The following is a 22,764-nucleotide window of genomic DNA, read 5'->3' as shown; positions in this document are numbered from 1 at the left end:
GGAGATCCACGTGGCGAGCTTTGTAGACCGGGTAGTCCTGCACGTATCCGGCGGAACCGGCGGCCACGGCTGTGTCTCCGTTAAGCGGGAAAAGTTCAAGCCGCTCGGCGGTCCCGACGGCGGCAACGGCGGCAACGGCGGCGACGTCATCCTCCGCGTGTCAGCCCAGACCACCACTTTGCTTGATTACCACCACGCACCCCACAGGCACGCCACCAATGGTGGCCCCGGCATGGGCGACTGGCGTGGAGGCAAGAACGGCGAGACCCTGATTCTTCCGGTCCCTGACGGCACCGTGGTCAAGACCAAGGACGGCGAAGTCCTGGCAGACCTGGTGGGCGAAGGTACTGAATACATTGCGGCCGCCGGCGGCCAGGGTGGCCTCGGCAACGCTTCCCTTTCTTCGCAAAAGCGACGCGCCCCGGGCTTTGCGCTCCTCGGCATCGAAGGCGAATCCAGTGACATCGTCCTGGAACTGAAGTCCATTGCCGATATTGCCTTGGTCGGCTTCCCCTCCGCGGGCAAGTCCAGCTTGATTGCTGCCATGTCCGCTGCCCGGCCGAAGATCGCCGACTACCCGTTCACCACCCTCATCCCCAACCTGGGCGTGGTCCAGGCAGGAGACGTCCGCTTCACCATTGCCGACGTTCCGGGCCTCATCGAAGGCGCCAGCGAGGGCAAGGGCCTTGGTCATAACTTCCTCCGCCACGTGGAGCGCTGTGCTGCCCTGGTCCACGTGCTTGACTGCGGAACCCTGGAATCGGACCGCGATCCGCTCTCCGACCTCGCCATCATTGAGGCCGAACTGGAGAAGTACGCCGTCGATATGAGCTACGCCGGCGTTGACGGTGAAGTTGTCCCGTTGAACGAGCGACCCAAGCTGGTAGTCCTGAACAAGGTCGACCTCCCCGACGGCAAGGATATGGCCGAGTTCGTACGTCCCGACCTGGAGGCGCGGGGCTACCGTGTCTTCGAAGTGTCGGCAACCAGCCACGAAGGCTTGCGCCAGCTCGGCTTTGCCATGGCAGAAATCGTCAAGGCTGCGCGCGACGCCGTCCAGGCTGCACCCCCCAAGGTGGCTCCGCCGGTCCTTCGCCCGCGCGCCGTCAACGAGTCCGGTTTCAAGATCCGTCGTGAAGAGAAGAACCTCGAGCCGCTGTTCCGCGTACTGGGCGAAAAGCCCGTGCGCTGGGTCAAGCAGACCGACTTCACGAACGAGGAAGCCATCGGCTACCTTGCAGACCGCCTCGCCAAGCTTGGTGTTGAGACGGAACTGTTCAAGGTTGGCGCCAAGCCCGGCGATACCGTCGTCATCGGTGAGGATGACGGCGTCGTCTTCGACTGGGAGCCCACCATGATGGCCGGTGCCGAACTTTTGGCCACTCCGCGAGGCACCGATATCCGTGTTGCTGACATCGGTGACCGTCCCACGCGTTCGCAGAAGCGCGAAGAGCAGATCGAGCGCCGCGAGGCCAAGGCTGCTGCCCGCGCCGAACTCGAAGCCGAGCGCAAGGCGGGCATCTGGACAGAGTCCGTCAGCGGGCGCCGTGCCCAGACGGTGAGGGAAAGCACCCTGGATTCCGGTGATGACGACTAGGACCATTGACGTTTCCGAGGACGCTGCCGGGCTGGAGCGCCAGGGGATAGCCACCGCCAAACGGATCGTGGTCAAGGTGGGTTCATCCTCCCTGACCAGCATCAAGGGTGGCATCTCCGAGAAGTCCTTGACGCAACTCGTCAACGCACTCGCCGGAAAGCGAAACGCCGGAACCGAGATTATCCTCGTTTCTTCGGGCGCCATTGCGGCCGGGCTGGCACCGTTGGGCCTGGCAAAGCGGCCCAAGGATCTTGCCACCCAGCAGGCGGCAGCAAGTGTTGGCCAGGGTCTCCTGATGGCCCGCTAAACGCAGGCGTTCAACGCACACGGGGTAACTGTGAGCCAGGTCCTGCTGACCGCCGACGACCTCATGCGCCGGACCCAGCACACCAATGCCTTCCGGGCCTTGGACCGGCTGCTGAATCTTGGCGTGGTGCCGGTGGTCAATGAGAACGACACCGTGGCAACCCATGAAATCCGTTTTGGCGACAACGACCGCTTGGCTGCCTTGGTGGCACACTTGGTCCGCGCCGATGCGCTGGTGCTGCTGTCCGACGTCGACGCCGTTTATGACGGTCCGCCGTCCCAAGGCGCCCGGCGCATCCCGCTGGTGCGCGGACCCCAGGACCTGGAGGACGTCACCATCGGCAAGGCCGGCAAGGCCGGTGTGGGAACGGGCGGCATGATGACCAAGGTCGAGGCCGCGTCGATTGCCGCAAGTTCCGGGATCCATGCTTTGGTCACTTCCACGGCCAATGCCGCAGCGGCACTGGCGGGGGAGGACGTGGGAACCTGGTTCGCCGTGAACGGCAACCGCAAACCCGTCCGTCTCTTGTGGCTCGCGCACCTGGCGACGGTGCAGGGACGTTTGGTGCTCGACGACGGCGCCGTCAAGGCTGTGCGCGACAGGCACCGTTCATTGCTTCCCGCCGGCATCTCGGAGGTCGGGGGCGAATTCGAAGCCGGTGATCCGGTGGAGATGGTGGCATTGGACGGAAGCATCGTGGCCCGTGGCTTGGTGAACTACTCGTCGGAGGAACTTCCCCGCATGCTGGGCCGCACTACCCAGGAGCTTGGTCAGTCGCTGGGACGGGGCTATGACCGCGAAGTTGTTCATGTTGACGATCTGGTGCTTCTGCGCGGGCCGCGCTCATCTAAACTGGGTGCATGACTGAAGCGCTGACCCCTGACGCCCCTGTGATTTCCGACGCTACCGGCACTGCCGGCACCGCGCCGGAGAACCCTGCGGCAGGACGCGTTCCATTGACTCCGGAGGAACTCGAAGCCGCTGTCCACGCCATTGCCGATCGTTCCCGGAAGGCAGCACGCCGCCTGGGACAGGCCAACCGTGCGTGGAAAGACCGTGCGCTTCGTGCAATCGGGGCAGCTTTGCTTGAGAACCGGAAGCATGTCCTTGAAGCCAATGCCAAGGATGTTGCCGTAGGCCGCGCCAACGGCACGTCTGCAGCTCTCCTGGACCGGCTCACCCTTACTCCGGAGCGCATCGACGGCCTGGTGGCGGCATTGGAGAATCTGGCCGGCTTGCCGGACCCCGTGGGCAACGTGGTCCGTGGGCAGACACTGCCTAACGGTCTGCGCCTGCGCCAGGTCAATGTGCCGATGGGTGTTGTTGCCGCCATCTACGAAGCGCGCCCCAACGTCACTGTGGATATTGCCGGCCTCGCCCTCAAGAGTGGCAACGCCGTGATCCTCCGCGGCGGTTCCGCTGCCGCGAACACCAACGAGGCCTTGGTCCGGATCCTGCGCGACGCCTTGGACTCGGTGGGACTTCCTGCTGATGCCGTGCAGACAGTTGACCAGTATGGCCGCGAAGGTGCCAATGTCCTGATGCGTGCCCGCGGGCGGGTGGACGTGCTCATTCCCCGGGGCGGACGCGAGCTTATCCAGACTGTCGTGACCAACTCCTCGGTGCCGGTTATCGAAACAGGTGAGGGCAATGTCCACATCTTCATTGATGAGTCGGCGGGTGAAGAGATGGCCGTGGAGATCCTCCTCAATGCCAAGACCCAACGTCCGAGTGTCTGCAATACCGTGGAGACACTCCTGGTGCATTCAGGGTCGACGGCCCTGCCCGCAGTAGCGGCCGCACTGCGCAAGGCAGGCGTGACACTTCACGTCGATGACAGGATCGCGGCTGCCCTGGGCAGCGCAGTTGAGACTGTTCCCGCGGACGACGACGACTGGGCCACTGAGTACATGGACCTCGACCTGGCTGTGGCCATGGTGGACAGCCTGGATGACGCGGTGAAGCACATCCGTAAGTGGACCACCGGGCACACAGAAGCCATCCTGACGAACAACCTCGCCAACGCGGAGAGGTTCATCGCCGAGATAGACTCTGCGGCTGTGATTGTCAACGCTTCAACACGGTTCACCGACGGCGGTGAGCTTGGGCTTGGTGCCGAGGTTGGTATCTCCACCCAGAAGCTCCACGCCCGAGGTCCCATGGGCCTCACCGAACTGACCACTACAAAGTGGATCGTGCAGGGTGAAGGCCAAGTCCGCAGCTAGCAACGCGGTAACATAGAACAGAAGTCCGGAACGGCGGGGAGTCCCGCCGTCGAAATCCTTTGAGAACCAACTAGGGGAGAAGATGCTGTTTCAGCAGATCGCCACGTCCATTGCCGCCGAGACAGAAGGCGGCCACGAGGAACTCGCCCCGCTGTGGGCCGAGCCGTGGGTCTTCGGCGTCTCGATGTTTGCCCTGCTGCTGGTTCTCATGTTCGTAACCCTGTCCTACACCAACCTGGGTAACCGCCACGAGGCAGTGGAGGAGCACGCTGACCCGCACCGCCAGCACCCGAACAAGCACACCCACGGCCAGGGCCACTAACATTATTGCCGCAACACCTCGCGGGGAGTCGGAGCGCAGGCTTCGGCTGGGCGTGATGGGTGGAACCTTCGACCCCATCCATCACGGCCACCTTGTGGCTGCAAGCGAAGTCGCAGCCAAGTTCGACCTCGACGAAGTTGTTTTCGTGCCCACCGGTCAACCGTGGCAGAAGTCGCACAAGCTGGTCAGTGAACCCGAACACAGGTACCTGATGACCGTTATCGCGACGGCATCAAACCCACGGTTTACTGTCAGCCGCGTTGACGTGGACCGGCCCGGCCCGACTTTCACCATCGATACCCTTCGGGATCTTCGGGCCCAGCGCCCCGACGCCGACCTCTTCTTCATCACCGGCGCGGATGCCCTGGCCCAGATCCTGTCCTGGAAAGACGTGGACGAGCTCTGGTCCTTGGCCCACTTTGTGGGGGTTACCCGCCCCGGACACGAGCTGAACGACCTCGGCCGGACTGACGACGTAAGCTTGCTCGAAGTCCCGGCCATGGCCATATCCTCCACGGATTGCCGTATCCGCGTGGGTGCAGGCAACCCGGTGTGGTACCTGGTCCCTGACGGTGTGGTGCAGTACATCGCAAAGTATGGACTGTATGCACCTGACGCTGTACCAGGAGAACTGTCGCCGGCACTGTCCGGATCAGACGACCAAGCACGTACTGAATGAGTTTGTAAAATGAGCAGCCAGGAACAGCGACCCATCCGCAGCAGGCGTGAGCTTCGCCGTGCCCGGGAACAGAACCCGGAAGTCCAGGCGGAGCCTACGGCCCCGCAGGAGACAGAGCCTGCTGACGGTGCAGAGCGCTCCAACGGACGCAACCGTCGCGCGGCGGATGCGCCTGTGGATGCGGTGGGTGCTGCGGCCCAGGAACGCTCGTCCCAGATCCGGGCGCGTGACCGCGCCGCACTGCGCACCATCAAGGAGCTCGCCGATAAGGAAGAGCAACTCTCAGGTGGCGGTCCGCCCACCCGGCGCCAGCTTCGGCTTCAGCAGCTTCAGGCAGAAGTTGCCACGTCCATGAACCCGGTTGTTCCCATGCCCGGCGCCAAGCCGAAGGCTGCGGACAAAGACGGGGAAAATCCGCCGACGCGGGACGAGCCACAAGCGTCCCCTCAGTCAAAAACACCGGCACCCACCGGGTCTGGCGGTGTACCAGCGGCCGAATCAGAGATGTCCGTGGAACAGGCCCTTGCTGTTCGCGAACTGATTGCCGCGCAGGTCCAAAACCAGACTTCCAAGCTCGAACATATTGCCGAGCAGGATCCGCTTGCTGTTGATCCCGAGGTCCTGGCCCAGCAGATCGCCCTGGCCGAACGCGCCGCGGTGCTGAACAAGCGCGCTGCTGCCAAGCAAAAGCTGGCAGAGCAGAATCAGGCCGAACGGAACCAACCCGGGCAGAGCGGGCCTGGCCAGAACCAGCCCGGGCTGAACCATCCCGGGCAGGGCAAGGAGCCTTCTACATCGTCCGGTCCTTCGACGGCGAACAACCTCGCCATGGTGACTCCGTTGGAGTTCGTCAAGGTTCCCGGCGTCGAACGCCCGGTGATGAAGCGTCCCAGCACTACCTTTGTCCCGTTGGTCACCTCGTCCGGCCCCAAGCTTGATCCGGTACAGGCACCGGCGAAGGAACGTGCTCCGCGTGGGCGTGCGGGGGTTCTTGCCCGCGCCGAGGCGGTTGCCCGGTCATCCAGGAACAAAGCCACCTCCACGGCAGAAACAAGCGAAGAAACACAGCGGCCTCCTGTGTCTGCCAGTACCGCCTATGGACTGGATCCGCTGGATGCCAGTACTGCCGGCCTGGCCAGGGCCCAACGGAGCCGCTTGCTGCAATACGGCGTCCTGGCATTGGGCCTGGTTGCCCTGATCGTCGGCATCATCATGATTACCAGCGGATAGTTCCGCCCCAACGGCTCACGCCATTTCCCGGCCACGCGCCATAACTAGGAGTTCCCTTTGTCTGCACATGAACAATCCATCACCCTCGCCCGTCACGCTGCCCGTGCCGCGGCGGACAAGCTCGCAGAAGACATCGTCGCGCTGGATGTCAGCGAGCGTTTGGCGCTGACCGACGTCTTCCTGATCGCATCAGCTCCCACTGAGCGCCAGGTCAACGCAATCGTGGACGGGATCGAAGAGGAACTGCTGAAGCAGGACCTTCGGCCCGTGCGCCGCGAAGGCCGCTCCGAAGGCCGCTGGGTCCTCCTGGATTACGCCGACATTGTCATCCACGTCCAGCACGCGGAAGACCGCGTCTTCTATGCATTGGAGCGCCTCTGGAAGGACTGCCCCGTGGTAGATCTTGAACTCGGTGATGACGCTTCCGCCAAGGCTGCAACCTCGGAGGATTCCGAGGCCTAGGACGCTGCGGCAAGCGAATATGCCCGATTTGGAATTATCGGAAATGCTGTTCTAAGATATTTGAGTTGCTTCGGCGCGGATGGCTTCCAAAGCCAAGCGTGAAGCAGCAAGAATATGGGGCTGTGGCGCAGCTGGTAGCGCACCTGCATGGCATGCAGGGGGTCAGGGGTTCGAGTCCCCTCAGCTCCACCCTATGAGGCTCCGCTTCTCTTCCTGGATCATCCGGTGAGGGAGGCGGGGCCTTTTTCGTGTCCGGATTCCCGGCACGAAGCTGCCGACCCTGGGGTGGGCTGAAAGACCCGCCCGGTGCCGGGCTAGTCCGGTGAGCCCGGTCAAACGGGAGACAGGGCCGGCAGCATGAATTCCCACATTTGCTCTATGCGCTGCAGCACGTCGTCGCGTCCGGTCAGTACGTCGGAAACCAATTGGACGCCGGTGAAGGAGGCCACCAGGTACCGGCCGAAGGCGGCGGCATCCAGGTCCGCGCGGACCGCGCCCTCAACCTTGGCCTGTCCCAGGAGGCCCTCTACCGTGGCGATCCAGTCCTCGTAAGGCCCGGACACGTCTGCCTCGAACGCTGAAGCTTCAAAGGTAAGGCGTATACCGGCCCGGACGATCGGTTCGTCCAGGAGTTGCCGGCCAAACATCCTGCAGAGCGCGATGATCTTGTCCAATGCAGGTGCGCTGGTGCCCAGGATGTCAGAACCTGCTGCCAGGACCTTGGAATGTTGTTCTTCGATCACTGCAAGCGCCAGGTCCCGCTTGGACGTGAAGTGAAAGTACAGTGCCCCCTTTGTCACCTCGGCGTGCGCGATGATGTCAGCCAGGCTCGCCTTCGCATAACCGATCCCGGCGAAGACCGATGCCGCCCCTTCAATGACGGCCAGCCGGGTTTCCTGCGCGCGTTGCTGCATCCGTTGTGAGGACCTCTCATGGTGGGCTGGCGGCGGAAGTAGCCGCCGTCGGGATTTCACAACGCTATCACCGCGCAAGTGCGGAATGGCAGGGAAACCGACTGGACGGTTTTGTTTTCCGGCGCGGGGATCCTAGACTCCTTGGAGCACGTCATTTTGGGAGACTCGGCACGGCCCGTTTTTGGGGGGAGGTGCAGTGGTTCGTTCCACGCACCTCGGTCGTGCGGGTCTCCCGAAGGACGGGCGCCCGGCGTGATGCACCTCACCTTCCGGCGATTTCTCTTCCGCTGGGATTGTGGTTAGTATTGACGAGTTGCTTCGACGGGAAGAGAAATACTTCCTGATGAAGTCAGCAAATCCGGGGCTGTGGCGCAGCTGGTAGCGCACCTGCATGGCATGCAGGGGGTCAGGGGTTCGAGTCCCCTCAGCTCCACTCCGGTAGAAAGACCCCGCTCAATCGAGCGGGGTCTTTTGCTTTCGGTCTGAACCGCAGCTCCAGCCCGGACGCCTACTTGAGGGCTTCGGCAAATTCGGCTCCGCTGACGAACTCGATGCCCTGGAATGGCTGATCTCCTACCACCCGGGCGTTGTGCCCAGGAGGGATGGAGTAGGAAGATCCCGGGGAAATGCTGATCTTGCCGCCGTCGTTTGTTTCGACTTCCAAGGAACCGGAAACGCAGAACCCGACGTGGCTTAACTGGCACGAATCGGTGCCGGCGGCAGGCTTGATGCAGTCTGCCCACGTCCAGCCTGGTTCAAACGTCATACGGGCGATGGTGTAATCTCCCACAGTGACCAGGTCCACTACGGTTTTGTCCGCACGCCGGGTTTCGTCGGGAGAGTTGTGGGACTTTGCGTCCAGGTTCGTGACAACATTGACACTCATGGCTTCTCGCAAGGGAAAGGGGAGCCCAGTGACGGGTGGTCCCGGCGCCTGGCTCCTGGGGTCGCCGTGACGAATGCCGGCCACCTTCGGGGTCTTCTCACCGCGCGGAGGAGGACAGGTGTTTGCGTAGTGCCAGCTTAAGCTTCCTCCGAAGCACCCATAAAGTCGAGACGCCGGCAGCGGCCGGTTATTGAAGCAAAGAAAGCGGGAACCTCCTAGTGGCGGTATTGGATCTTGGGGCGCTCTTTGACTCATTGAGCAGGTTGCCGGACGTAGAGGCCGACAACTTGCAGGCCTACGACGCCACGGACAAGCTGCTCTTGGAAACCGCCGTCGAATACAGCTTTCCCGATACCAGGATTGCCGTCATCGGCGACCGGTATGGTGCGTTGACCCTCGGCGCTTTGGCGGGGCTCGGCGTCGAACATGTCCGCGTCCACCAGGACCTTTTCTCCGGGAGGCTGGCCCTAAGGCGCAATGCGCAGGGGACCGGTGCCGAGGGGAAATTCAGCCCGCTGGAGCTAGGCAGGGAACTGCTTGAGGATGCGGAGCTGGTGCTGCTGCAGTTGCCTAAAGCCCTGGCGGAGTTGGAGGAAATCGCCGACGCCGTTGCACGGTTTGCTGCCCCGGGTGCTGTTTTGCTCGCCGGTGGTCGCGTAAAGCACATGACAATCGGCATGAACAGTGTGCTGGAAAAGTATTTTGGCTCCGTCCAGCCACAGTTGGCCCGCCAAAAGTCCCGGGTACTGGTGGCGCGGGACGCCAGGCCGGTCAATGCTGCCCCGCCCTTTCCTGTGGTTGAGCCCTTGCCCGAACTGGGAATCACCGTCAGTGCCCAAGGTGCAGTCTTTGCGGGGGCACGCCTTGATATTGGGACGCGCTATCTGCTGACATTCCTTGACCGCATGCCGCAGGCGCGGTGTGTGGTGGACCTGGGGTGCGGGACGGGTATCCTCGCCACCATGGTTGCCTCGCAGCAAAAGAAAGCACGAGTTATCGCCACCGACCAATCTGCCGCGGCCGCTGCCTCGGCAAGGGGCACCGCTATGGCAAACGGACTGGGGGAGCGGATCACCGTACTCCACGACGACGCCATGTCATCGCTCCCCCCGGCCAGCGCCGATCTCATCTTGCTGAATCCTCCGTTCCACTTGGGCGCCAGCGTGCATGCCGGTGCCGCGATGCGGATGTTTGAAGCAGCCGCCCGCGTCCTGGCGCCGGGCGGGGAGTTGTGGACGGTGTACAACAGTCACCTGCGCTACCGGCCGACGCTTGAACGGCTGATCGGCCCCACCGTGGAAGAAGGCCGTAATCCAAAGTTCACGGTGACGCGCAGCAGGAAGCCTTGAAGGCTGTTCGTGACGTGTCAATGAACTGTGCTCGCATACAATGCAGTGTCATCGTTACCAACCCCTGACTTCCGAGCCAGCGTGTGCTCGTATCCGTGGGAGCAGTGGTGTCGTACGATGCACACAGAGACCAAATTCGACGAAGATTTTCCGAATGACTAGGGGCATCAGTGACTGAGATCCGGCAGCCGACACCGAGGCGCGGAACCAACCTACCCCGCATGGGGGACTTCAACCTGACCGTCATTCTGGAGGCGATCCGGCGGTCTTCGGGCGGACTCAGCCGTGTGGAACTGGCGCAGATCGTGGGGCTGTCGCCGCAAACGATTTCGAATATCTCCCGACGACTCCTTGACCAGCAGCTCATCGTCGAGGCAGGCAAAGAAGGGTCCGGTCCGGGAAAGCCGCGCACTATCCTGCGCCTCAACCCTGCGGGAATGTACGCCGTGGGAGTGCACCTGGACCCTGCAGTCATCACTTTCGTCGTTCTGGACCTGCTGGGCGATGTCGTCAAGCACTCCCGGATGGCTACTCCCGGTGGCGACCCCGCGGGGGTGATCACCAGCATCGCCGAACAGATCCAGTCACTCATCGAGGAGTCGGGTGTCGACGCGTCAAAGATTGCCGGGCTGGGTGTTGCAGTTCCGGGTCCGATCGACCTCGACGAAGGTTCCGTGGTGGAGCCGCCACTGCTGACGCGTTGGAACAGGGTGCGGATCCGGGAAGCGTTGGCAGATGCCACGGGCCTGGAAACGCTGGTGGATAAGGACGTCACCAGTGCGGCGGTGGCCGAGACCTGGGCCGGCGGCGCGAGCGGCGCGGGAAGCTTCGTTTTCATGTACATGGGAACCGGCATCGGTTGCGGCATCGTCCTCAACGATGAGGTAGTGCGCGGGACCTCCGGCAACGCCGGCGAAATAGGCCACATCGTCGTTGACCCGGGAGGGCCGCAATGTGATTGCGGGCTTCAGGGTTGCGTCAAGTCATCCTGTATTCCGCAGGTGTTGGTGGCCGAAGCCGAAGCGGCAGGCGTCTTGGACGGTAACCGCCACGGGGCGGACGGTCCTGAAGTGCAGGAACGTTACGCGGAGTTGTGCGACAAGGCCGACGCCGGTGATGAACGCGCCATAGCGATTTTGGATAAGTCGGCAACGCTCGTGGCGCGGGCGGTCTCCGTGGTGACCAACACCCTGGACGTGGAGCGTGTGGTCTTCGGGGGGCCGTTCTGGGGCCGCATGTCACCCTATTTCCTGGATCGCGTTCCCAGCCTCCTGGACAAAAACAACGCCGCCCGCATGATCCACGGGCTCGAAGTCGTGGGTACCGGCGTAGGCGAAGACGTTGGTGCCATCGGTGCTGCTTGCCTGGTCCTGGAGCACATGCTTGCCCCCCGCGCCCAACGGCTTCTGCTGGAGGGCTGACCCAGCAGCGCACGTTTGACTGATTGGAGCACCATGCGCCCAGTGAAGACCATGCGATCCATGAAGATGGTGGCCGCAATTGCCGTAGCTGCCATTCTTGCCGGGGTGACGTCGTGTTCGTCCACGCCGGACGCAGCCGGGAAAACGACCCTGAAGATCGTGTACCAAAAAACCGATGCCTTCACAGCGCTCGATGCCGTGATGCAGGAAGCCAAGAAGGAATTCGAGGCGGCCAATTCCGGCGTGACGGTTGACCTCCAGCCCATCCAGGCCAACGATGACGACTACGGGACGAAACTCGCCCTGGCGCAGCGGTCCCCGGACACAGCACCGGATGTCTTCTACGAAGACACCTTCAAAGTACGCTCCGACGTCGACGCCGGCTACTTGCTCAAGTTGGACAGTTACCTTGGGAAATGGGAAGACTGGGCGAAATTCAGCGAAGCCGCGAAGGCGGCCGGCCGTGCAGACGACGGAGGAATCTACGCGGTGCCGCTGGGCACGGATACGCGTGCGATCTGGTACAACAAAGCCGTGCTGCAGAAGGCCGGGATTGCTGTTCCGTGGCAACCGGAAAGCTGGGACGACATTCTGGCGATGGCCCGGAAGGTCAAAGCCGCCGATTCCACAGTGATTCCCTTCACCATGTACGCCGGCAAGGGTACGGGCGAAGGCACAGTGATGCAGAGCTTCTATGAGCTCCTCTACGGGACCGGCAGCACCCTCTACGACGAGGACCAAAGGAAGTGGGTGGTCGGTTCCCAGGGTTTCACTGACTCCCTGGCGTTCCTGAAGACCCTCTATGACGAGAAACTCGCCGTCAGTCCTGCGGAAGCGCTGGATGCCAATGTCTGGAAGAAAGTCTTCGGAGAGTGGTTCCCGCAGGGCAAACTGGCGGCCACCGTGGAAGGTTCCTACGCGCCGTCGTTCTGGAAAAAAGGCGGCGCATACGAGTGGGCCGGCTATGAACAGGACATGGCTGTGGCCGCCTTCCCCACCCAGAAGGGCCAGGAACCAGGCAGCGTCAGCATGTCGGGCGGTTGGACCTTGGCTGTGGGTGCTGGGACCAAGAGCCCCGAGCTTTCCTTCCAGTTCCTTGCCACCGCGCTGAACAAGAAAAACGCCTTGGCGTACGACATCAATAACTCGCAGATCGCCGTTCGAACGGACGTGGCCGCTGAGGCGGGTTATCTTGCAGCGAATCCTTTCGTCAAGGACGTGTCCGCCTTGGTGGACGTGACGCGCTACAGGCCGGCCACTGCTGACTATCCGCGGATTTCCACCGCTGTCCAGGTCGCCACGGAGTCGGTCATCACAGGCAGGCAGAGTCCCCAGGAGGCCGCCGCGGAGTACGATGCCACTGTCCGCAAACTGGTAGGTGAGGACAAGGTCCTGCAGCGATGAAGATTCGCCGCCTCTCGCGGCTCCTGCCAGTAGCCCCGGCCATTCTGCTCCTCCTGGTTTTCCTGCTCGCTCCCGTGGCCTGGTCGTTCTACGCCTCCTTCACGGACGCTGCCCTGACCGGAAAAGCGGCAAGGGAGCCGCAATGGGTGGGCGCGGAGAACTACGTCCGGATGTTTACCGACGACGCCTTTCCCATGGCTATGTGGCTCACCGTCGTTTTCGTTGCTGCTTCGGCCGTGCTGGGCCAGAATCTCCTCGGCCTGCTGATCGCCCTGCTCATGACACGCTCAGGCAAAACCGTGTCGGACTGGGTGGGCACAGCCGTGGTGACTGCCTGGGTTCTCCCTGAAATCGTGGCTGCGTTCGCGGCATACGCGTACTTCAACCGCGACGGCACTTTGAACCAGATACTGGCTGCACTGGGAACCCGCGGCTTGGATTGGCTGTATTCGTTCCCGCTGGTGGCCATCATCCTGGCCAACACCTGGCGCGGTACGGCCTTCTCCATGCTCGTGTACCGTGCAGCGCTGGGGAATGTTCCCCGGGATGTCTCCGAGGCCGCGCTCATGGATGGTGCCCGGGGATGGCAGCGGCTCACGTTCATCACCCTGCCGCTGATCAGGAACAGCATCGCCACCAATCTGATGTTGATCACCCTGCAGACACTGGCCGTGTTTACCCTCATCTGGGTAATGACAGCGGGGGGACCCGCCAACGCCAGCACAACCTTGCCTGTTCTCGCCTACCAGGAAGCATTCAAGTTCGGGGACATCGGTTACGGCACAGCGGTAGCATCGGTCCTCATCCTGCTGGGAATGGTCTTTGGTGCGGTGTACGTATGGCTGCTGCGGGAGCGGCGCGCATGAAGGGCTCCAGGACCAGGCTTGGTGCCGACGTCGCTTTGCTGGTGATTGGCCTGTGCTTCGCGGCGCCGCTGCTGTGGCTGGTGCTGGCCGCCGTCGACCCTCAAGCGGGGTACCAGACCAAGGTGCCATCGGCGCCGTCGATGATTAACTTCAGCGCCGTCCTGACACCTGAGCTCTTGGGCCGTCCGCTGCTCAACAGCTTCGTCTTATCGGCCGGTACTGCCCTGGTGAACTTACTTGCAGCCGTCCTGGCCGCCTACCCGCTGTCCAGATACCAGTCCCGGTTCAACAAGCCCTTCATGTACACGGTGCTGTTCGGCACTTCACTGCCAGTGACCGCCATCATGGTCCCGGTCTACGGCTTGTTCGTTCAATTGCAGCTCCTGGACTCCATGGCTGCGACCATCTTCTTCATGGCCACCACCACGTTGCCCATGGCGATCTGGATGGCCAAGAACTTCATGGACTCGGTTCCCCTGGAATTTGAAGAGGCGGCGTGGATGGACGGGGCATCGAACCTAACGACGTTACGGACCATCGTTCTGCCACTCATGGGACAGGGGCTTGGAGTGGTGTTCATCTTTGTGTTCATCCAGGCGTGGGGGAACTTCTTCGTCCCCTTCATCCTGCTGCTGTCCACGGGAAAGCAACCGGCGGCCGTGTCCATCTTCAGCTTCTTCGGCCAGCATGGCGCCATCGCCTACGGCCAGCTGGCTGCGTTCTCCATCCTCTATTCCGTCCCGGTGCTGGTTCTTTACGCGGTGGTATCACGGGGCATGGGAAACTCGTTTGCGATGTCCGGGGCCATGAAGGGCTGACCCGCGGGTAACTGCGACGGTTCAGTCGATGTCTTCGATGATCTCGCCGAAGGGAATTGACTCGTCCACGTGAGCCTGGTGCCCGGTAGGTCCCCGGTTGAAGGTGATGCGGACACCGTGCCGCTGGTCGGCTGCTGACTGGAGGAGAACGGGACGTACGGCATCGATGACGTGCTGGTCCTGCGATGCCAGATAATTCTGATAGGCGGCTGGTAGCTGATGCATGGCAAAAGGATAGACCTCCGGCGCCCCCATGGGGAGGGGTACCCATTGCGGCCTCGACCGGGGGCCGTTTGGATAGAGTGGCCGATGCAGGCGGAAACACAAAGCCCACCGCTTGCGGCACGACTCATAACGCCAGCGAGGGGACCCCAGTGCACCAGACCACAGCCACGGCCGGAATCGATGCACCGGACATGGCACGCGCCCAGCAACTAGTGGGCAGCATAGTCCGGAGCTTCGAAAACAAGGTAGTGGGCCAAACCCGGCTGCGTGAGACCCTGGTGATCGGCTTGCTCACCGGAGGGCATGTGCTGTTGGAGAGCGTTCCCGGACTGGCCAAGACCACGGCAGCCCAGGCCATCGCGGAATCGGTCAGTGCCGACTTCCGCCGGATCCAGTGCACGCCGGACCTGCTTCCCAGCGACATCGCGGGAACCCAGATTTTCGACGCCGCCAAGGGCACCTTCGTCACGCAGCTGGGGCCGGTCCACGCCAACATCGTCCTGCTGGATGAGATCAACCGATCCAGCGCGAAAACCCAAAGTGCCATGCTCGAGGCCATGCAGGAACGGCAGACCTCGATCGGCGGGGAATCCTATCCGCTGCCGCAGCCATTCCTGGTGCTCGCTACGCAAAACCCGATTGAGCAGGAGGGCACCTACCGCCTTCCCGAAGCGCAGATGGACAGGTTCATGCTCAAGGATGTCCTGGACTATCCCAGCCCTGCCGAAGAAGCCGAGGTCATCCGCCGGATCGACGCCGGCGTGTTCAGTGCCGGGCAGAAACCGCCGGCGGCCGCGTCCCTCGATGCGGTGGTTCAGGTCCAGGAACTCGTGCGTCGGGTCTACATCGACCCGGCCATCGTCCGGTACATCGTTGGTCTGGCCTATGTCACCCGCAACGCGTCACAGTACCTGGAACCCCACCTTGCCAATCTCGTGGAGTTCGGGGCCAGCCCGCGGGCCAGTATCGCCTTCAGCCAGGCGGCCCGGGCCTTGGCCCTGCTCAATGGACGCGACCACGTCATCCCCGAGGACGTGAAGAACCTCGCCCACCGCGTCCTGCGCCACCGCATCATCCTCGGCTTCGATGCCGTCGTGGAGGGCGTTGCCGTGGAGACCGTCATCGATGCCGTCCTGGCGTCCGTCCAGACGCCGTAACGGGGCGGCAGGTGCCCAGCCTCATCAGACGCGTTAAGTCGAAGATGTTCATCTTCGCCCACCGCAGGACCCTCACCCTGCTCGACGGCGAGTACGGTTCGGTTTTCAAAGGCCGAAGCCTGGATTTCGATGAGCTGCGCACCTACGTCCCCGGCGACGAAGTCAGGGACATTGACTGGAAAGCCACAGCACGGCACGGCTCGCCCCTCGTCAAGCGCTACGTGGCCATTCGACGCCACTCAGTGCTGTTGCTGGTGGACACCGGCAGGAACATGGCAGCAGAAGCTCTTTCCGGGGAAAACAAAAAGGACATCGCTGTTCATGCGGCGGGAGTCATTGGGTACCTCGCCTGCCGTCACGGCGACGACGTAGGCCTCGTGCACGGAAATGAGGGCGGCTCCCGGTACAGGCCTCCCAAAAGCGGCGAGGAACACCTGGAGAGGCTGCTGCGGGAGATCGACTCAAGCATCAGTCCGGACGCCCGTCCCAGTGACATAGCAGAGCAGTTGGACTACGTCCTGCGGTTCATCAAAGGACGGATGCTGGTGGTGGTTGTTGCCGACGAGGTTCTGCCTGATGCCCGAACCGCGGACCTGATGCGCAGGCTACGGGCACGGCATGAACTTCTTTGGCTCACGGTCCGCGACGCCGACCTCGCACCAGGGCCGGACGCACCGGGTCAAGAGGACAGTATGGACATCGGTACCGGCTCCGGCATACCGCTCCCGCTTGCCGCAGACCGGGCAGTACGGGCCGCTTACAAGCGGGCGATGACCCAGCGTGCGGACCAGCGCAGGGACCTTTTCCGCCGATTGGGTATCGCCGAACAACAAACCACCGGCAGCGATGACGTCGTCACGACGGTCTTCTCCCTCCTGGAAAAGCACCGCCAGGGAGCACTCGCTTCCCGGGGCGGGCCGAAAAGGGGTCAGGGTGCCGACTGAAACCACGTTCTACGCACCATTTCAATACCAGGCCCAGTGGATGTGGCTGGGGATCCTCCTCCTTGTGCTGGTCGCAGGATGGTACGGATGGCTTTTCCGGCCACAACGGGCACCCGGGCCCGCCGGGCAGACGGGTGGACAACCGGACCTGGAAGCACTGCGGTCATCCTGCCTGGACGCGATAGAGGCAACTGCAAGGGATGCCGACGCCGGGCGGGTGCCGGTGCGCGACGCCCACCAGAGGCTCAGCTTCCTCGTGAGGGAGTTCGCTGGAGCTGCCACAGCACTTCCCGTCACCTCAATGACCCTGGCTGAGTTGCGCCGTCAGGGCTTGCATGGCCTGGCCGACGGGATCGCGGAAATCTATCCCAGTGAATTTTCGGCCCAGCCGATTCAATCAGTAAGCCACTCTGCCGATATTGCCCGCCAGGTGGTTCAGGCATGGAACTGACCTACTGGTGGATTCTGCCGCTGGCAGCCGCAGCGGTGGCGGTCAGTACCCTGCTGTACCTCCGGCGCCGGCGGCCAGTGCTGACCCGGGCTATTGCCCATGGCGACCGGCTCACCGACCTGCCCGAATACCAGCGTGCCCTTCGCCGCTACCGGGCCCGGCTGGTCCTCGCCGCACTGTTGGCAGGCCTGTTCCTGGCAGCAGCGGCGATCACTGCCGCCCGCCCGGCCCTGCGCTCCACCGAACAACCGGAGATCCGCAACAGGGACATCGTCCTGTGTCTGGATGTCTCCGGATCAATGACCAGCACCGATGCGGCCTTGGCAGCTGTGTTCAAGGACCTCGCCAAGGAGTTCGACGGGGAGAGGATCGGCATGGTCATCTTCGACAGCAGCAGTGTCCAGTTGTTTCCCCTCACCGATGATTACGACTATGCCGAGGAACAGCTCACCCAAGCCGAAAAAGCCTTGGCGGACGGTGCGGGCTCGTTCTTCGACGGCACCTGGAACGGGGAAGGCTCATCACTCATCGGTGATGGACTCGCCTCTTGTGTCCAAAGCTTCCCGGACACAGCCGGCAATGGCGTCACCGCGGAGGACACCAAGCGCTCGCGGTCCGTGGTGCTAGCCACCGATAACTTTGTTTCCGGTGCGTCGATCTTCTCCCTGTCCGAAGCGGGCGCCTTGGCCGCCGGCAAGAACGTGAAGATTCACGCCCTCAATCCCAGCGACATGGACTACGGGGATGATTCCGGACAACCTGGTGCGCAGCTCAAGGCGACCGCGGAGGCGACAGGCGGCACCTATTCCACCCTGGACAGCCCAGATGCCGTGCCGCGTATCGTCCGCCAGGTCCAGGAGACTGAGGCCACCGCCTACTTGTCGGCCCCGCGCTCCGTTGTTGCCGATGCACCCGCCTGGCCCCTGGGCGTCGCGCTGTTGGCCGGGCTGGGAATGCTGGTACTGGGAAGGAGGCTCGATCGATGATGAACAACGCCCTGACCTTGGCCCCGATCCTGCCCTGGCCTGTCCTCGCAGCCCTCGGCCTGGGCGCCATCGCGTTCACTGTCTGGACGGCCTTCCCCCTTATCAGGCACAACGGCGGCAGCCCGGTGCAAAGCCGGTCACGGCGCGCCTTGCGCCAGGCGGTGATCCGGTGCGTCGTCGTCGTGCTCCTCCTGCTTGCCGCCCTGCGGCCGGGCTGGGCCGGCGGGCAGGCCAACACCACGTCCGCGGACCTGGACGTCTTCTTTGTCGTGGACAGCAGCACCAGCATGGCGGCCGAAGACTACAACGGAACCGGCACCCGGCTGGCGGGAGTCCGCCAGGATGTCATGGCGATCGCAGAGGAGCTCGCCGGAGCCAAATTCTCCCTGATCACCTTCGATGACAAAGCCACCGTCCGCATGCCGTTGTCCCAGGATGCCAGTGCACTGCAAACCAGCATGGCTACGCTCCAGCCCCAGAATCCCCGCTACGCCAAGGGCAGCAGCGTGAGCGGAGCCGGTCAACTCCTCAAGGAAAGGCTCGCCGCCGCGCAGGAACAGCACCCGGGGCGGCCAGCCTTGGTCTTCTATGCAGGCGACGGCGAGAACACCAGTAATACGGCTCCGTCGCCCATGGATGGAGCCAACGTGGCCGGGGGAGCAGTCCTTGGATACGGGACTGCCGCCGGAGGGCGCATGAAGGACTCCTCAAAGAGCGCCCCCACCTACGTGAAGGATCGAAGCTCCGGCGGAGGCCAGGACGCGATCTCGACGATCGACGAAACGCAACTGCGCACCATCGCAGGTCAACTGAATGTCCCCTACACCCACCGGACCGGCACCGGACCCGTATCCGACATGCTCGAAAAAGCGCAGCCCGGAGCTGTCTCCGCGGGTGACGCGGATGTGCCGGGCAGGATCGAGCTCTACTGGTTGCTCGCACTGGCGGCTTTCGTCCTGGCCCTCCCGGAACCATTCAGGCACCTGGGCGCGCTTCGGGCGGCCCGGAGTCCGCAGTCGAAAGAGCAAAGCTGATGACCGCCATGAATCCACGACGCCGAGACCGTCGCCTCGCGCTCTGGTCGGCTCCTTTTGCCCTCCTGGCGCTCGCAGTCGCTGCGAAACTCCTGAGCGTGGGCATATTGGGTGGCGCGGCGGAAAGCTCCTTCACGGCAGGAAAGCAGGGCGGGGTGGCGCAGGCGGCATCCTGGCTTGGGGTGGCCAACGTGCTTGAACCCCATAAGGCCCCGTTCGCTTCCGGAGATGCAAAGGTCCTGGCCGGCGACTTTGCTGCTGCACGGGCGGACTTCGAGGCTGCGTTGAGGGCCGGCGGCGGAGTGGACGAGTGCAGGATCCGCGTGAACCTCGTGCTGAGTGTGGAGAAGCTCGCGGATTCGGCACCTGATCCGCAGGCCAAGGACAGGCTTGTCCGCGAAGCCTTGGCGGTGATCGACGCAGCGCCCGCCCAATGCCAGCAGCCCGGACCTGCGAATGCGGCGGGGGAGGGGGACGCCCTTGCGGCAGCCAGGGACCGGCTTAACGGACAGAAGGACCGAGGCGACGAGTCGAAGGACAACGCACCGCAACAGTCCACGCCGCCGCAGGACAAGCAACTCCAGCAGCTCGAAGAGAGTGCCCGGAAGGCCCAACTCGAGCGGGGAGAGGGCCAGGAGCGTGACGAGTATCTGCGCGGACCCGACGACAGTACCGGTGTGGAGAAGCCCTGGTGACCGATCCGGCGTCGAGGATTCACCATCCGCAGGACCGGTGTCGTTAAACTGCCATCGGCTCCTACCCGCCGTCGGGCGTCAAACGCCTTGTGCTACTCCCACAAAATCTCGTCATCCACCACGCCGTCTTCGTCCGCGGCGGCCACCAGCAGTTCGTCCGTGAAATGCGAGCCGAGGGTGAAATCGAGGACGAAATAGCGCTCGGGCTGTCCAGGATAGATGGCTACATGGCCGAGCTTGAGGGCTTTAAGGAAGACATCGTTGGTGAGCTGGTCCTTTTCCCGGACACCAAAGACTGACTCGAGCTGTTCCTCTTTGAGCTGGGAACAGTGGAAATGGAGGAATTGCTGGGGGTTGGTACCGTCCTGGTCAAGTTCGTCGGCGATCATCTCGCGCACCTGGTCCACCAGTTCGGGCAGGAAACGCAAACGGTAGTCCACCTTGCGCAGGGCCGCCTCGTCGAAGTGGTCATGCGCGGTGACATTCAGGTCCAGTTCCAGCTGGTTGCCGCCGAGCTCATGTCTGGCGACGAAGCAATGGTCGCGCCCGTGATTGAGCTCTATCTCCCCAAAATGTTTGCTCGCTACCTTGCCCATGTGATCAATCTAACCCCTACATCCAGTGCGTTCCAGCACTTGGGGATATTTCACGTGCGCCGTTGCGGACCCTTGACAGGAGTGGTTTTCAGGGGGTGGAGACCGCTCTTGCCCGCCGTGCCACGGAGGGTATCTGCCAGTAGCTGGGTGAAGAGTTGCACCTGGGCAGTCCGCTTTTCGTTGATCAACAAGGCGAAGACGTTTCGTGCCAGCCGGATGTCCGGAACATCAAGAACCACGACGCCGGCCGGCCGGTTCCGCAGTGCCAGTTCCGGTACCAGCGAGGCACCAAGCCCCGCCGCGGTCATTTCAAGGCTCGCGTGGAAGTCGTCGCTGTAGGCCACCACCCGGGGATGCAGGTTGCAGCTCGCGAACAGGCGCTCAATGACCAATGCATCGCTGGTGCCGGGGTGGTGGACGATCCACGGCATGTCGGAAAGGTGGGCGGCTTCGATCTCGGCATCCTCGCGGATTTTCCAGGAGGCGGGCAGGACCACGCGGAAGTCGTCGTCGCCGATCCACTGCCGTTCGAGCGAATGCGGCCACGCCAAACCGGACTGTCCCACCTGGTACACGAGGGCCACGTCGAGCTCGCCACCGCTCCGGAGTCCCTGGATGGTTTGCGCCGGTTCGGCCACGGACACTTTGAGTTCGATGCCCAGCCCGTTCCATCTTTCATTCCTGAGGATGTCCGGCAAGACATAGGTTGCCAGGCTGGGGAAGATGCCCAGGCGCAGTTCCTGGGCGGGGGAGTCGGTGGTCCGGGACGCTGCAGCCATGAGGGCTTCCACGTCTGTCAGCACCTTCGAGGCGTGCCGCGTCATGGTCACTGCGGCTTCCGTCGGCACCACGCTTCGTGCTGAGCGCTGGAAGAGCTCGACGCCGGTATCGCGTTCCAGCGCGGCCATCTGTTGGGAGACTGCCGAGGCTGTGTAGCCCAGTTGGGCGGCGGCGGCTGCGAAGGAACCCAGCCGGGTTACCTCCATCAGCGTCCGGAGGTGGAGAAGGTTGACCATCAGCAGATTTTAGCTGTTCGCCACGCCACATTTTCAAAGTGTCACGACACGCCGGACGGGGGCGACACGCTGAAGATTAAATGTGGCTAAGTAGTCCACAGGGTGTGGATGACATCTCTCAGTTTGGCGGAATTGCGGACATTTTGAACCCCTTGCCCTGTGGACGAGCGGTGGATTGAATGACATACTTGTAATACATCATCTTGGGGTTCCGGCGAGGCGCTTGCACTACATGTAGTATCGATTTACGGATTGAGCGGGAAACCAGCACAAGACTAAATAAGAGCGTGTTGGCTGTCACGGCAGCCTGCGGGCCGGTATCGGATTCAGTAGTTAGTTCCGGTTGAGCCCGCCAGATACGAAGAGAATCAGACTTCAACTTAGGGGACAGGGATCATGACCGTAACGGTTTACACGAAGCCGGCCTGTGTTCAGTGCAACGCAACCTACCGGGCACTCGACAAGAAGGGCATCGCCTACCAGAGTGTCGATATCTCCCAGGACGCCGAGGCCCTTGAACGCCTCAAGGCACTGGGTTACATGCAGGCCCCGGTTGTCGTAACCGAGCAGGACCACTGGTCCGGATTCCGCCCGGACAAGATCGAGGAACTGGCCCAGGCCGTTTCCTCCGTGGCCTAAGTTTCCATTCAAACTTCGCCACCACGCCACACCAAGAATTCCTATGTAGTTGAGGTGACTCCCATGGCACCGCTGGCCGCGGCTACCGCACGCAGAGCTGTGGAAGCTGTCACCACGAGGAGTCACCTCATCTACTTTTCCTCAACCTCCGAGAACACCAAACGATTCGTCCAAAAACTGGGCAGGGACGCAGCCCGCATCCCGCTTTATGCCCAGGACGCTCCGCTTCAGGCGCTGGAGCCCTTCGTCCTGGTACTTCCGACGTATGGAGGTACCAACGGTGAAGGTTCCGTACCGAAGCAGGTCATCAGGTTTCTGAACGATCCCCGGAACAGGGAACTGATCCGCGGTGTTATCGGAGCAGGGAACACCAATTTCGCGGACAACTACTGCGCAGCCGGAGACATCATCTCCGTGAAATGCAAAGTGCCGCATCTTTACAAATTTGAACTCATGGGGACGCCGGAAGACGTCCAACGGGTCAACGAAGGGCTGGAAAAGTTTTGGACACAACTGTCGCAGAAACAGAAGTAACCGGGGG

24 protein-coding genes, 2 tRNA genes and 1 pseudogene are annotated in these 22,764 nt (G+C 62.7%); 22 read left to right on the top strand and 5 right to left on the bottom strand.

All coding sequences use genetic code 11. The annotated features are described in order from the left end of the window. Window positions 1-10: 10 nt before the first annotated feature. The 8 genes and pseudogenes from obgE to JMY29_RS11195 all read left to right on the top strand — a co-directional run bounded on the left by obgE (window position 11) and on the right by JMY29_RS11195 (window position 7,011). Window positions 11-1,597, top strand: a complete 1,587-nt coding sequence (obgE, locus tag JMY29_RS11230; protein ID WP_018777817.1) for a GTPase ObgE — start codon at window positions 11-13, stop codon at window positions 1,595-1,597. After that, window positions 1,587-2,768 (top strand): annotated as a pseudogene (proB, locus tag JMY29_RS11225) (glutamate 5-kinase). Before obgE ends, proB begins: the two are co-directional and overlap by 11 nt. Then, window positions 2,765-4,129: a glutamate-5-semialdehyde dehydrogenase gene (locus tag JMY29_RS11220; protein ID WP_055976052.1), complete on the top strand. Its 1,365-nt coding sequence runs from the start codon at window positions 2,765-2,767 to the stop codon at window positions 4,127-4,129. The pseudogene proB and the gene JMY29_RS11220 overlap by 4 nt, the downstream one beginning before the upstream one ends. A gap of 82 nt (window positions 4,130-4,211) precedes the next feature. Beyond that, complete coding sequence (locus JMY29_RS11215) at window positions 4,212-4,451, top strand: hypothetical protein (protein WP_018777814.1); 240 nt, start codon at window positions 4,212-4,214, stop codon at window positions 4,449-4,451. A gap of 55 nt (window positions 4,452-4,506) precedes the next feature. Next, window positions 4,507-5,130 (top strand): nicotinate-nucleotide adenylyltransferase, encoded by a 624-nt coding sequence (gene nadD, locus JMY29_RS11210; RefSeq protein WP_018777813.1) that lies wholly within the window; start codon window positions 4,507-4,509, stop codon window positions 5,128-5,130. Between the two features lie 9 nt (window positions 5,131-5,139). Then, the gene (locus JMY29_RS11205; protein ID WP_189075483.1) at window positions 5,140-6,360 is read left to right on the top strand and encodes a hypothetical protein; all 1,221 of its coding nucleotides are present in this window, start codon (window positions 5,140-5,142) and stop codon (window positions 6,358-6,360) included. A gap of 57 nt (window positions 6,361-6,417) precedes the next feature. Then, on the top strand, window positions 6,418-6,822 hold the full coding sequence (gene rsfS, locus JMY29_RS11200) for a ribosome silencing factor (RefSeq protein WP_018777811.1): 405 nt from the start codon (window positions 6,418-6,420) through the stop codon (window positions 6,820-6,822). Between the two features lie 116 nt (window positions 6,823-6,938). After that, window positions 6,939-7,011 (top strand) — tRNA-Ala (locus JMY29_RS11195). Between the two features lie 143 nt (window positions 7,012-7,154). On the opposite strand, the gene JMY29_RS11190 is transcribed toward JMY29_RS11195, so the two are convergent. Then, on the bottom strand, window positions 7,155-7,736 hold the full coding sequence (locus JMY29_RS11190; protein ID WP_189075484.1) for a ScbR family autoregulator-binding transcription factor: 582 nt from the start codon (window positions 7,734-7,736) through the stop codon (window positions 7,155-7,157). A 360-nt stretch (window positions 7,737-8,096) separates the two neighbouring features. On the opposite strand from JMY29_RS11190, the gene JMY29_RS11185 reads away from it, so the two are divergent. Beyond that, a tRNA-Ala gene (locus JMY29_RS11185) sits at window positions 8,097-8,169 on the top strand. Between the two features lie 75 nt (window positions 8,170-8,244). Here the strand turns inward: JMY29_RS11185 and JMY29_RS11180 are convergent. Further along, complete coding sequence (locus JMY29_RS11180) at window positions 8,245-8,622, bottom strand: cupin domain-containing protein (RefSeq protein WP_018777809.1); 378 nt, start codon at window positions 8,620-8,622, stop codon at window positions 8,245-8,247. Window positions 8,623-8,840: 218 nt separating this feature from the next. Between JMY29_RS11180 and JMY29_RS11175 the strand changes: the two genes are divergently transcribed. From JMY29_RS11175 to JMY29_RS11155, 5 genes are all read left to right on the top strand, one after another. Continuing rightward, window positions 8,841-9,971 carry a class I SAM-dependent methyltransferase gene (locus JMY29_RS11175; RefSeq protein WP_229778579.1) on the top strand — a complete coding sequence of 377 codons (1,131 nt, stop codon included), beginning with the start codon at window positions 8,841-8,843 and terminating at the stop codon, window positions 9,969-9,971. A gap of 221 nt (window positions 9,972-10,192) precedes the next feature. Continuing rightward, window positions 10,193-11,392, top strand: a complete 1,200-nt coding sequence (locus JMY29_RS11170; RefSeq protein ID WP_018777807.1) for an ROK family transcriptional regulator — start codon at window positions 10,193-10,195, stop codon at window positions 11,390-11,392. 33 nt (window positions 11,393-11,425) lie between these two features. Beyond that, window positions 11,426-12,796, top strand: a complete 1,371-nt coding sequence (locus JMY29_RS11165) for an extracellular solute-binding protein (protein WP_189075485.1) — start codon at window positions 11,426-11,428, stop codon at window positions 12,794-12,796. Continuing rightward, entirely contained in the window at window positions 12,793-13,662 is an 870-nt protein-coding gene (locus JMY29_RS11160; protein ID WP_189075486.1) for a carbohydrate ABC transporter permease, read from the top strand. The genes JMY29_RS11165 and JMY29_RS11160 overlap by 4 nt, the downstream gene beginning before the upstream one ends. Next, the gene (locus JMY29_RS11155) at window positions 13,659-14,480 is read left to right on the top strand and encodes a carbohydrate ABC transporter permease (RefSeq protein ID WP_189075487.1); all 822 of its coding nucleotides are present in this window, start codon (window positions 13,659-13,661) and stop codon (window positions 14,478-14,480) included. Before JMY29_RS11160 ends, JMY29_RS11155 begins: the two co-directional genes overlap by 4 nt. Window positions 14,481-14,501: 21 nt before the next feature. Here JMY29_RS11155 and JMY29_RS11150 read toward each other — a convergent pair whose 3' ends face one another. Beyond that, the gene (locus tag JMY29_RS11150) at window positions 14,502-14,705 is read right to left on the bottom strand and encodes a hypothetical protein (RefSeq protein WP_227453649.1); all 204 of its coding nucleotides are present in this window, start codon (window positions 14,703-14,705) and stop codon (window positions 14,502-14,504) included. Between the two features lie 149 nt (window positions 14,706-14,854). On the opposite strand from JMY29_RS11150, the gene JMY29_RS11145 reads away from it, so the two are divergent. From JMY29_RS11145 to JMY29_RS11120, 6 genes are read left to right on the top strand one after another with little or no spacing between them, the layout of a single operon-like run. Further along, entirely contained in the window at window positions 14,855-15,862 is a 1,008-nt protein-coding gene (locus JMY29_RS11145; protein ID WP_018777802.1) for an AAA family ATPase, read from the top strand. 11 nt (window positions 15,863-15,873) lie between these two features. Then, the gene (locus JMY29_RS11140) at window positions 15,874-16,806 is read left to right on the top strand and encodes a DUF58 domain-containing protein (RefSeq protein ID WP_189075488.1); all 933 of its coding nucleotides are present in this window, start codon (window positions 15,874-15,876) and stop codon (window positions 16,804-16,806) included. Further along, the gene (locus JMY29_RS11135) at window positions 16,796-17,257 is read left to right on the top strand and encodes a hypothetical protein (RefSeq protein WP_189075489.1); all 462 of its coding nucleotides are present in this window, start codon (window positions 16,796-16,798) and stop codon (window positions 17,255-17,257) included. The genes JMY29_RS11140 and JMY29_RS11135 overlap by 11 nt, the downstream gene beginning before the upstream one ends. Then, the gene (locus tag JMY29_RS11130; RefSeq protein ID WP_189075490.1) at window positions 17,248-18,243 is read left to right on the top strand and encodes a vWA domain-containing protein; all 996 of its coding nucleotides are present in this window, start codon (window positions 17,248-17,250) and stop codon (window positions 18,241-18,243) included. Before JMY29_RS11135 ends, JMY29_RS11130 begins: the two co-directional genes overlap by 10 nt. Then, window positions 18,240-19,277 (top strand): vWA domain-containing protein, encoded by a 1,038-nt coding sequence (locus JMY29_RS11125; RefSeq protein WP_189075491.1) that lies wholly within the window; start codon window positions 18,240-18,242, stop codon window positions 19,275-19,277. The genes JMY29_RS11130 and JMY29_RS11125 overlap by 4 nt, the downstream gene beginning before the upstream one ends. Next, window positions 19,277-19,972 carry a hypothetical protein gene (locus JMY29_RS11120; protein WP_189075492.1) on the top strand — a complete coding sequence of 232 codons (696 nt, stop codon included), beginning with the start codon at window positions 19,277-19,279 and terminating at the stop codon, window positions 19,970-19,972. Before JMY29_RS11125 ends, JMY29_RS11120 begins: the two co-directional genes overlap by 1 nt. 92 nt (window positions 19,973-20,064) lie before the next feature. Here the strand turns inward: JMY29_RS11120 and JMY29_RS11115 are convergent, their stop codons facing one another. Next, window positions 20,065-20,568, bottom strand: a complete 504-nt coding sequence (locus JMY29_RS11115) for a DUF2004 domain-containing protein (protein WP_018777796.1) — start codon at window positions 20,566-20,568, stop codon at window positions 20,065-20,067. 50 nt (window positions 20,569-20,618) lie between these two features. Beyond that, the gene (locus JMY29_RS11110; protein WP_189075493.1) at window positions 20,619-21,584 is read right to left on the bottom strand and encodes a LysR family transcriptional regulator; all 966 of its coding nucleotides are present in this window, start codon (window positions 21,582-21,584) and stop codon (window positions 20,619-20,621) included. A gap of 396 nt (window positions 21,585-21,980) precedes the next feature. Between JMY29_RS11110 and nrdH the strand changes: the two genes are divergently transcribed. Beyond that, window positions 21,981-22,223, top strand: coding sequence for a glutaredoxin-like protein NrdH (gene nrdH / locus JMY29_RS11105; RefSeq protein ID WP_011775022.1), 243 nt, complete (start codon window positions 21,981-21,983; stop codon window positions 22,221-22,223). Window positions 22,224-22,286: 63 nt separating this feature from the next. Beyond that, window positions 22,287-22,757, top strand: a complete 471-nt coding sequence (nrdI, locus tag JMY29_RS11100; RefSeq protein ID WP_018777794.1) for a class Ib ribonucleoside-diphosphate reductase assembly flavoprotein NrdI — start codon at window positions 22,287-22,289, stop codon at window positions 22,755-22,757. Window positions 22,758-22,764: the final 7 nt, after the last annotated feature.

The organism is Paenarthrobacter nicotinovorans (assembly GCF_021919345.1).
In the GTDB taxonomy this organism is placed as follows: domain Bacteria; phylum Actinomycetota; class Actinomycetes; order Actinomycetales; family Micrococcaceae; genus Arthrobacter; species Arthrobacter nicotinovorans.
This window is presented reverse-complemented; position numbering and strand designations above follow the sequence as displayed.

Coding starts and splice junctions, on each gene's coding strand:
- JMY29_RS11205 (WP_189075483.1), top strand. CDS start 5,140: ATGAGCAGCCAGGAACAGCGACCCATCCGCAGCAGGCGTGAGCTTCGC.
- JMY29_RS11165 (WP_189075485.1), top strand. CDS start 11,426: ATGCGCCCAGTGAAGACCATGCGATCCATGAAGATGGTGGCCGCAATT.
- JMY29_RS11150 (WP_227453649.1), bottom strand. CDS start 14,705: ATGCATCAGCTACCAGCCGCCTATCAGAATTATCTGGCATCGCAGGAC.
- JMY29_RS11125 (WP_189075491.1), top strand. CDS start 18,240: ATGATGAACAACGCCCTGACCTTGGCCCCGATCCTGCCCTGGCCTGTC.
- JMY29_RS11160 (WP_189075486.1), top strand. CDS start 12,793: ATGAAGATTCGCCGCCTCTCGCGGCTCCTGCCAGTAGCCCCGGCCATT.
- nrdH (WP_011775022.1), top strand. CDS start 21,981: ATGACCGTAACGGTTTACACGAAGCCGGCCTGTGTTCAGTGCAACGCA.
- JMY29_RS11170 (WP_018777807.1), top strand. CDS start 10,193: ATGGGGGACTTCAACCTGACCGTCATTCTGGAGGCGATCCGGCGGTCT.
- JMY29_RS11180 (WP_018777809.1), bottom strand. CDS start 8,622: ATGAGTGTCAATGTTGTCACGAACCTGGACGCAAAGTCCCACAACTCT.
- JMY29_RS11220 (WP_055976052.1), top strand. CDS start 2,765: ATGACTGAAGCGCTGACCCCTGACGCCCCTGTGATTTCCGACGCTACC.
- JMY29_RS11130 (WP_189075490.1), top strand. CDS start 17,248: ATGGAACTGACCTACTGGTGGATTCTGCCGCTGGCAGCCGCAGCGGTG.
- JMY29_RS11120 (WP_189075492.1), top strand. CDS start 19,277: ATGACCGCCATGAATCCACGACGCCGAGACCGTCGCCTCGCGCTCTGG.
- JMY29_RS11115 (WP_018777796.1), bottom strand. CDS start 20,568: ATGGGCAAGGTAGCGAGCAAACATTTTGGGGAGATAGAGCTCAATCAC.
- nadD (WP_018777813.1), top strand. CDS start 4,507: ATGGGTGGAACCTTCGACCCCATCCATCACGGCCACCTTGTGGCTGCA.
- JMY29_RS11110 (WP_189075493.1), bottom strand. CDS start 21,584: ATGGTCAACCTTCTCCACCTCCGGACGCTGATGGAGGTAACCCGGCTG.
- JMY29_RS11190 (WP_189075484.1), bottom strand. CDS start 7,736: ATGCAGCAACGCGCGCAGGAAACCCGGCTGGCCGTCATTGAAGGGGCG.
- nrdI (WP_018777794.1), top strand. CDS start 22,287: ATGGCACCGCTGGCCGCGGCTACCGCACGCAGAGCTGTGGAAGCTGTC.
- JMY29_RS11155 (WP_189075487.1), top strand. CDS start 13,659: ATGAAGGGCTCCAGGACCAGGCTTGGTGCCGACGTCGCTTTGCTGGTG.
- JMY29_RS11215 (WP_018777814.1), top strand. CDS start 4,212: ATGCTGTTTCAGCAGATCGCCACGTCCATTGCCGCCGAGACAGAAGGC.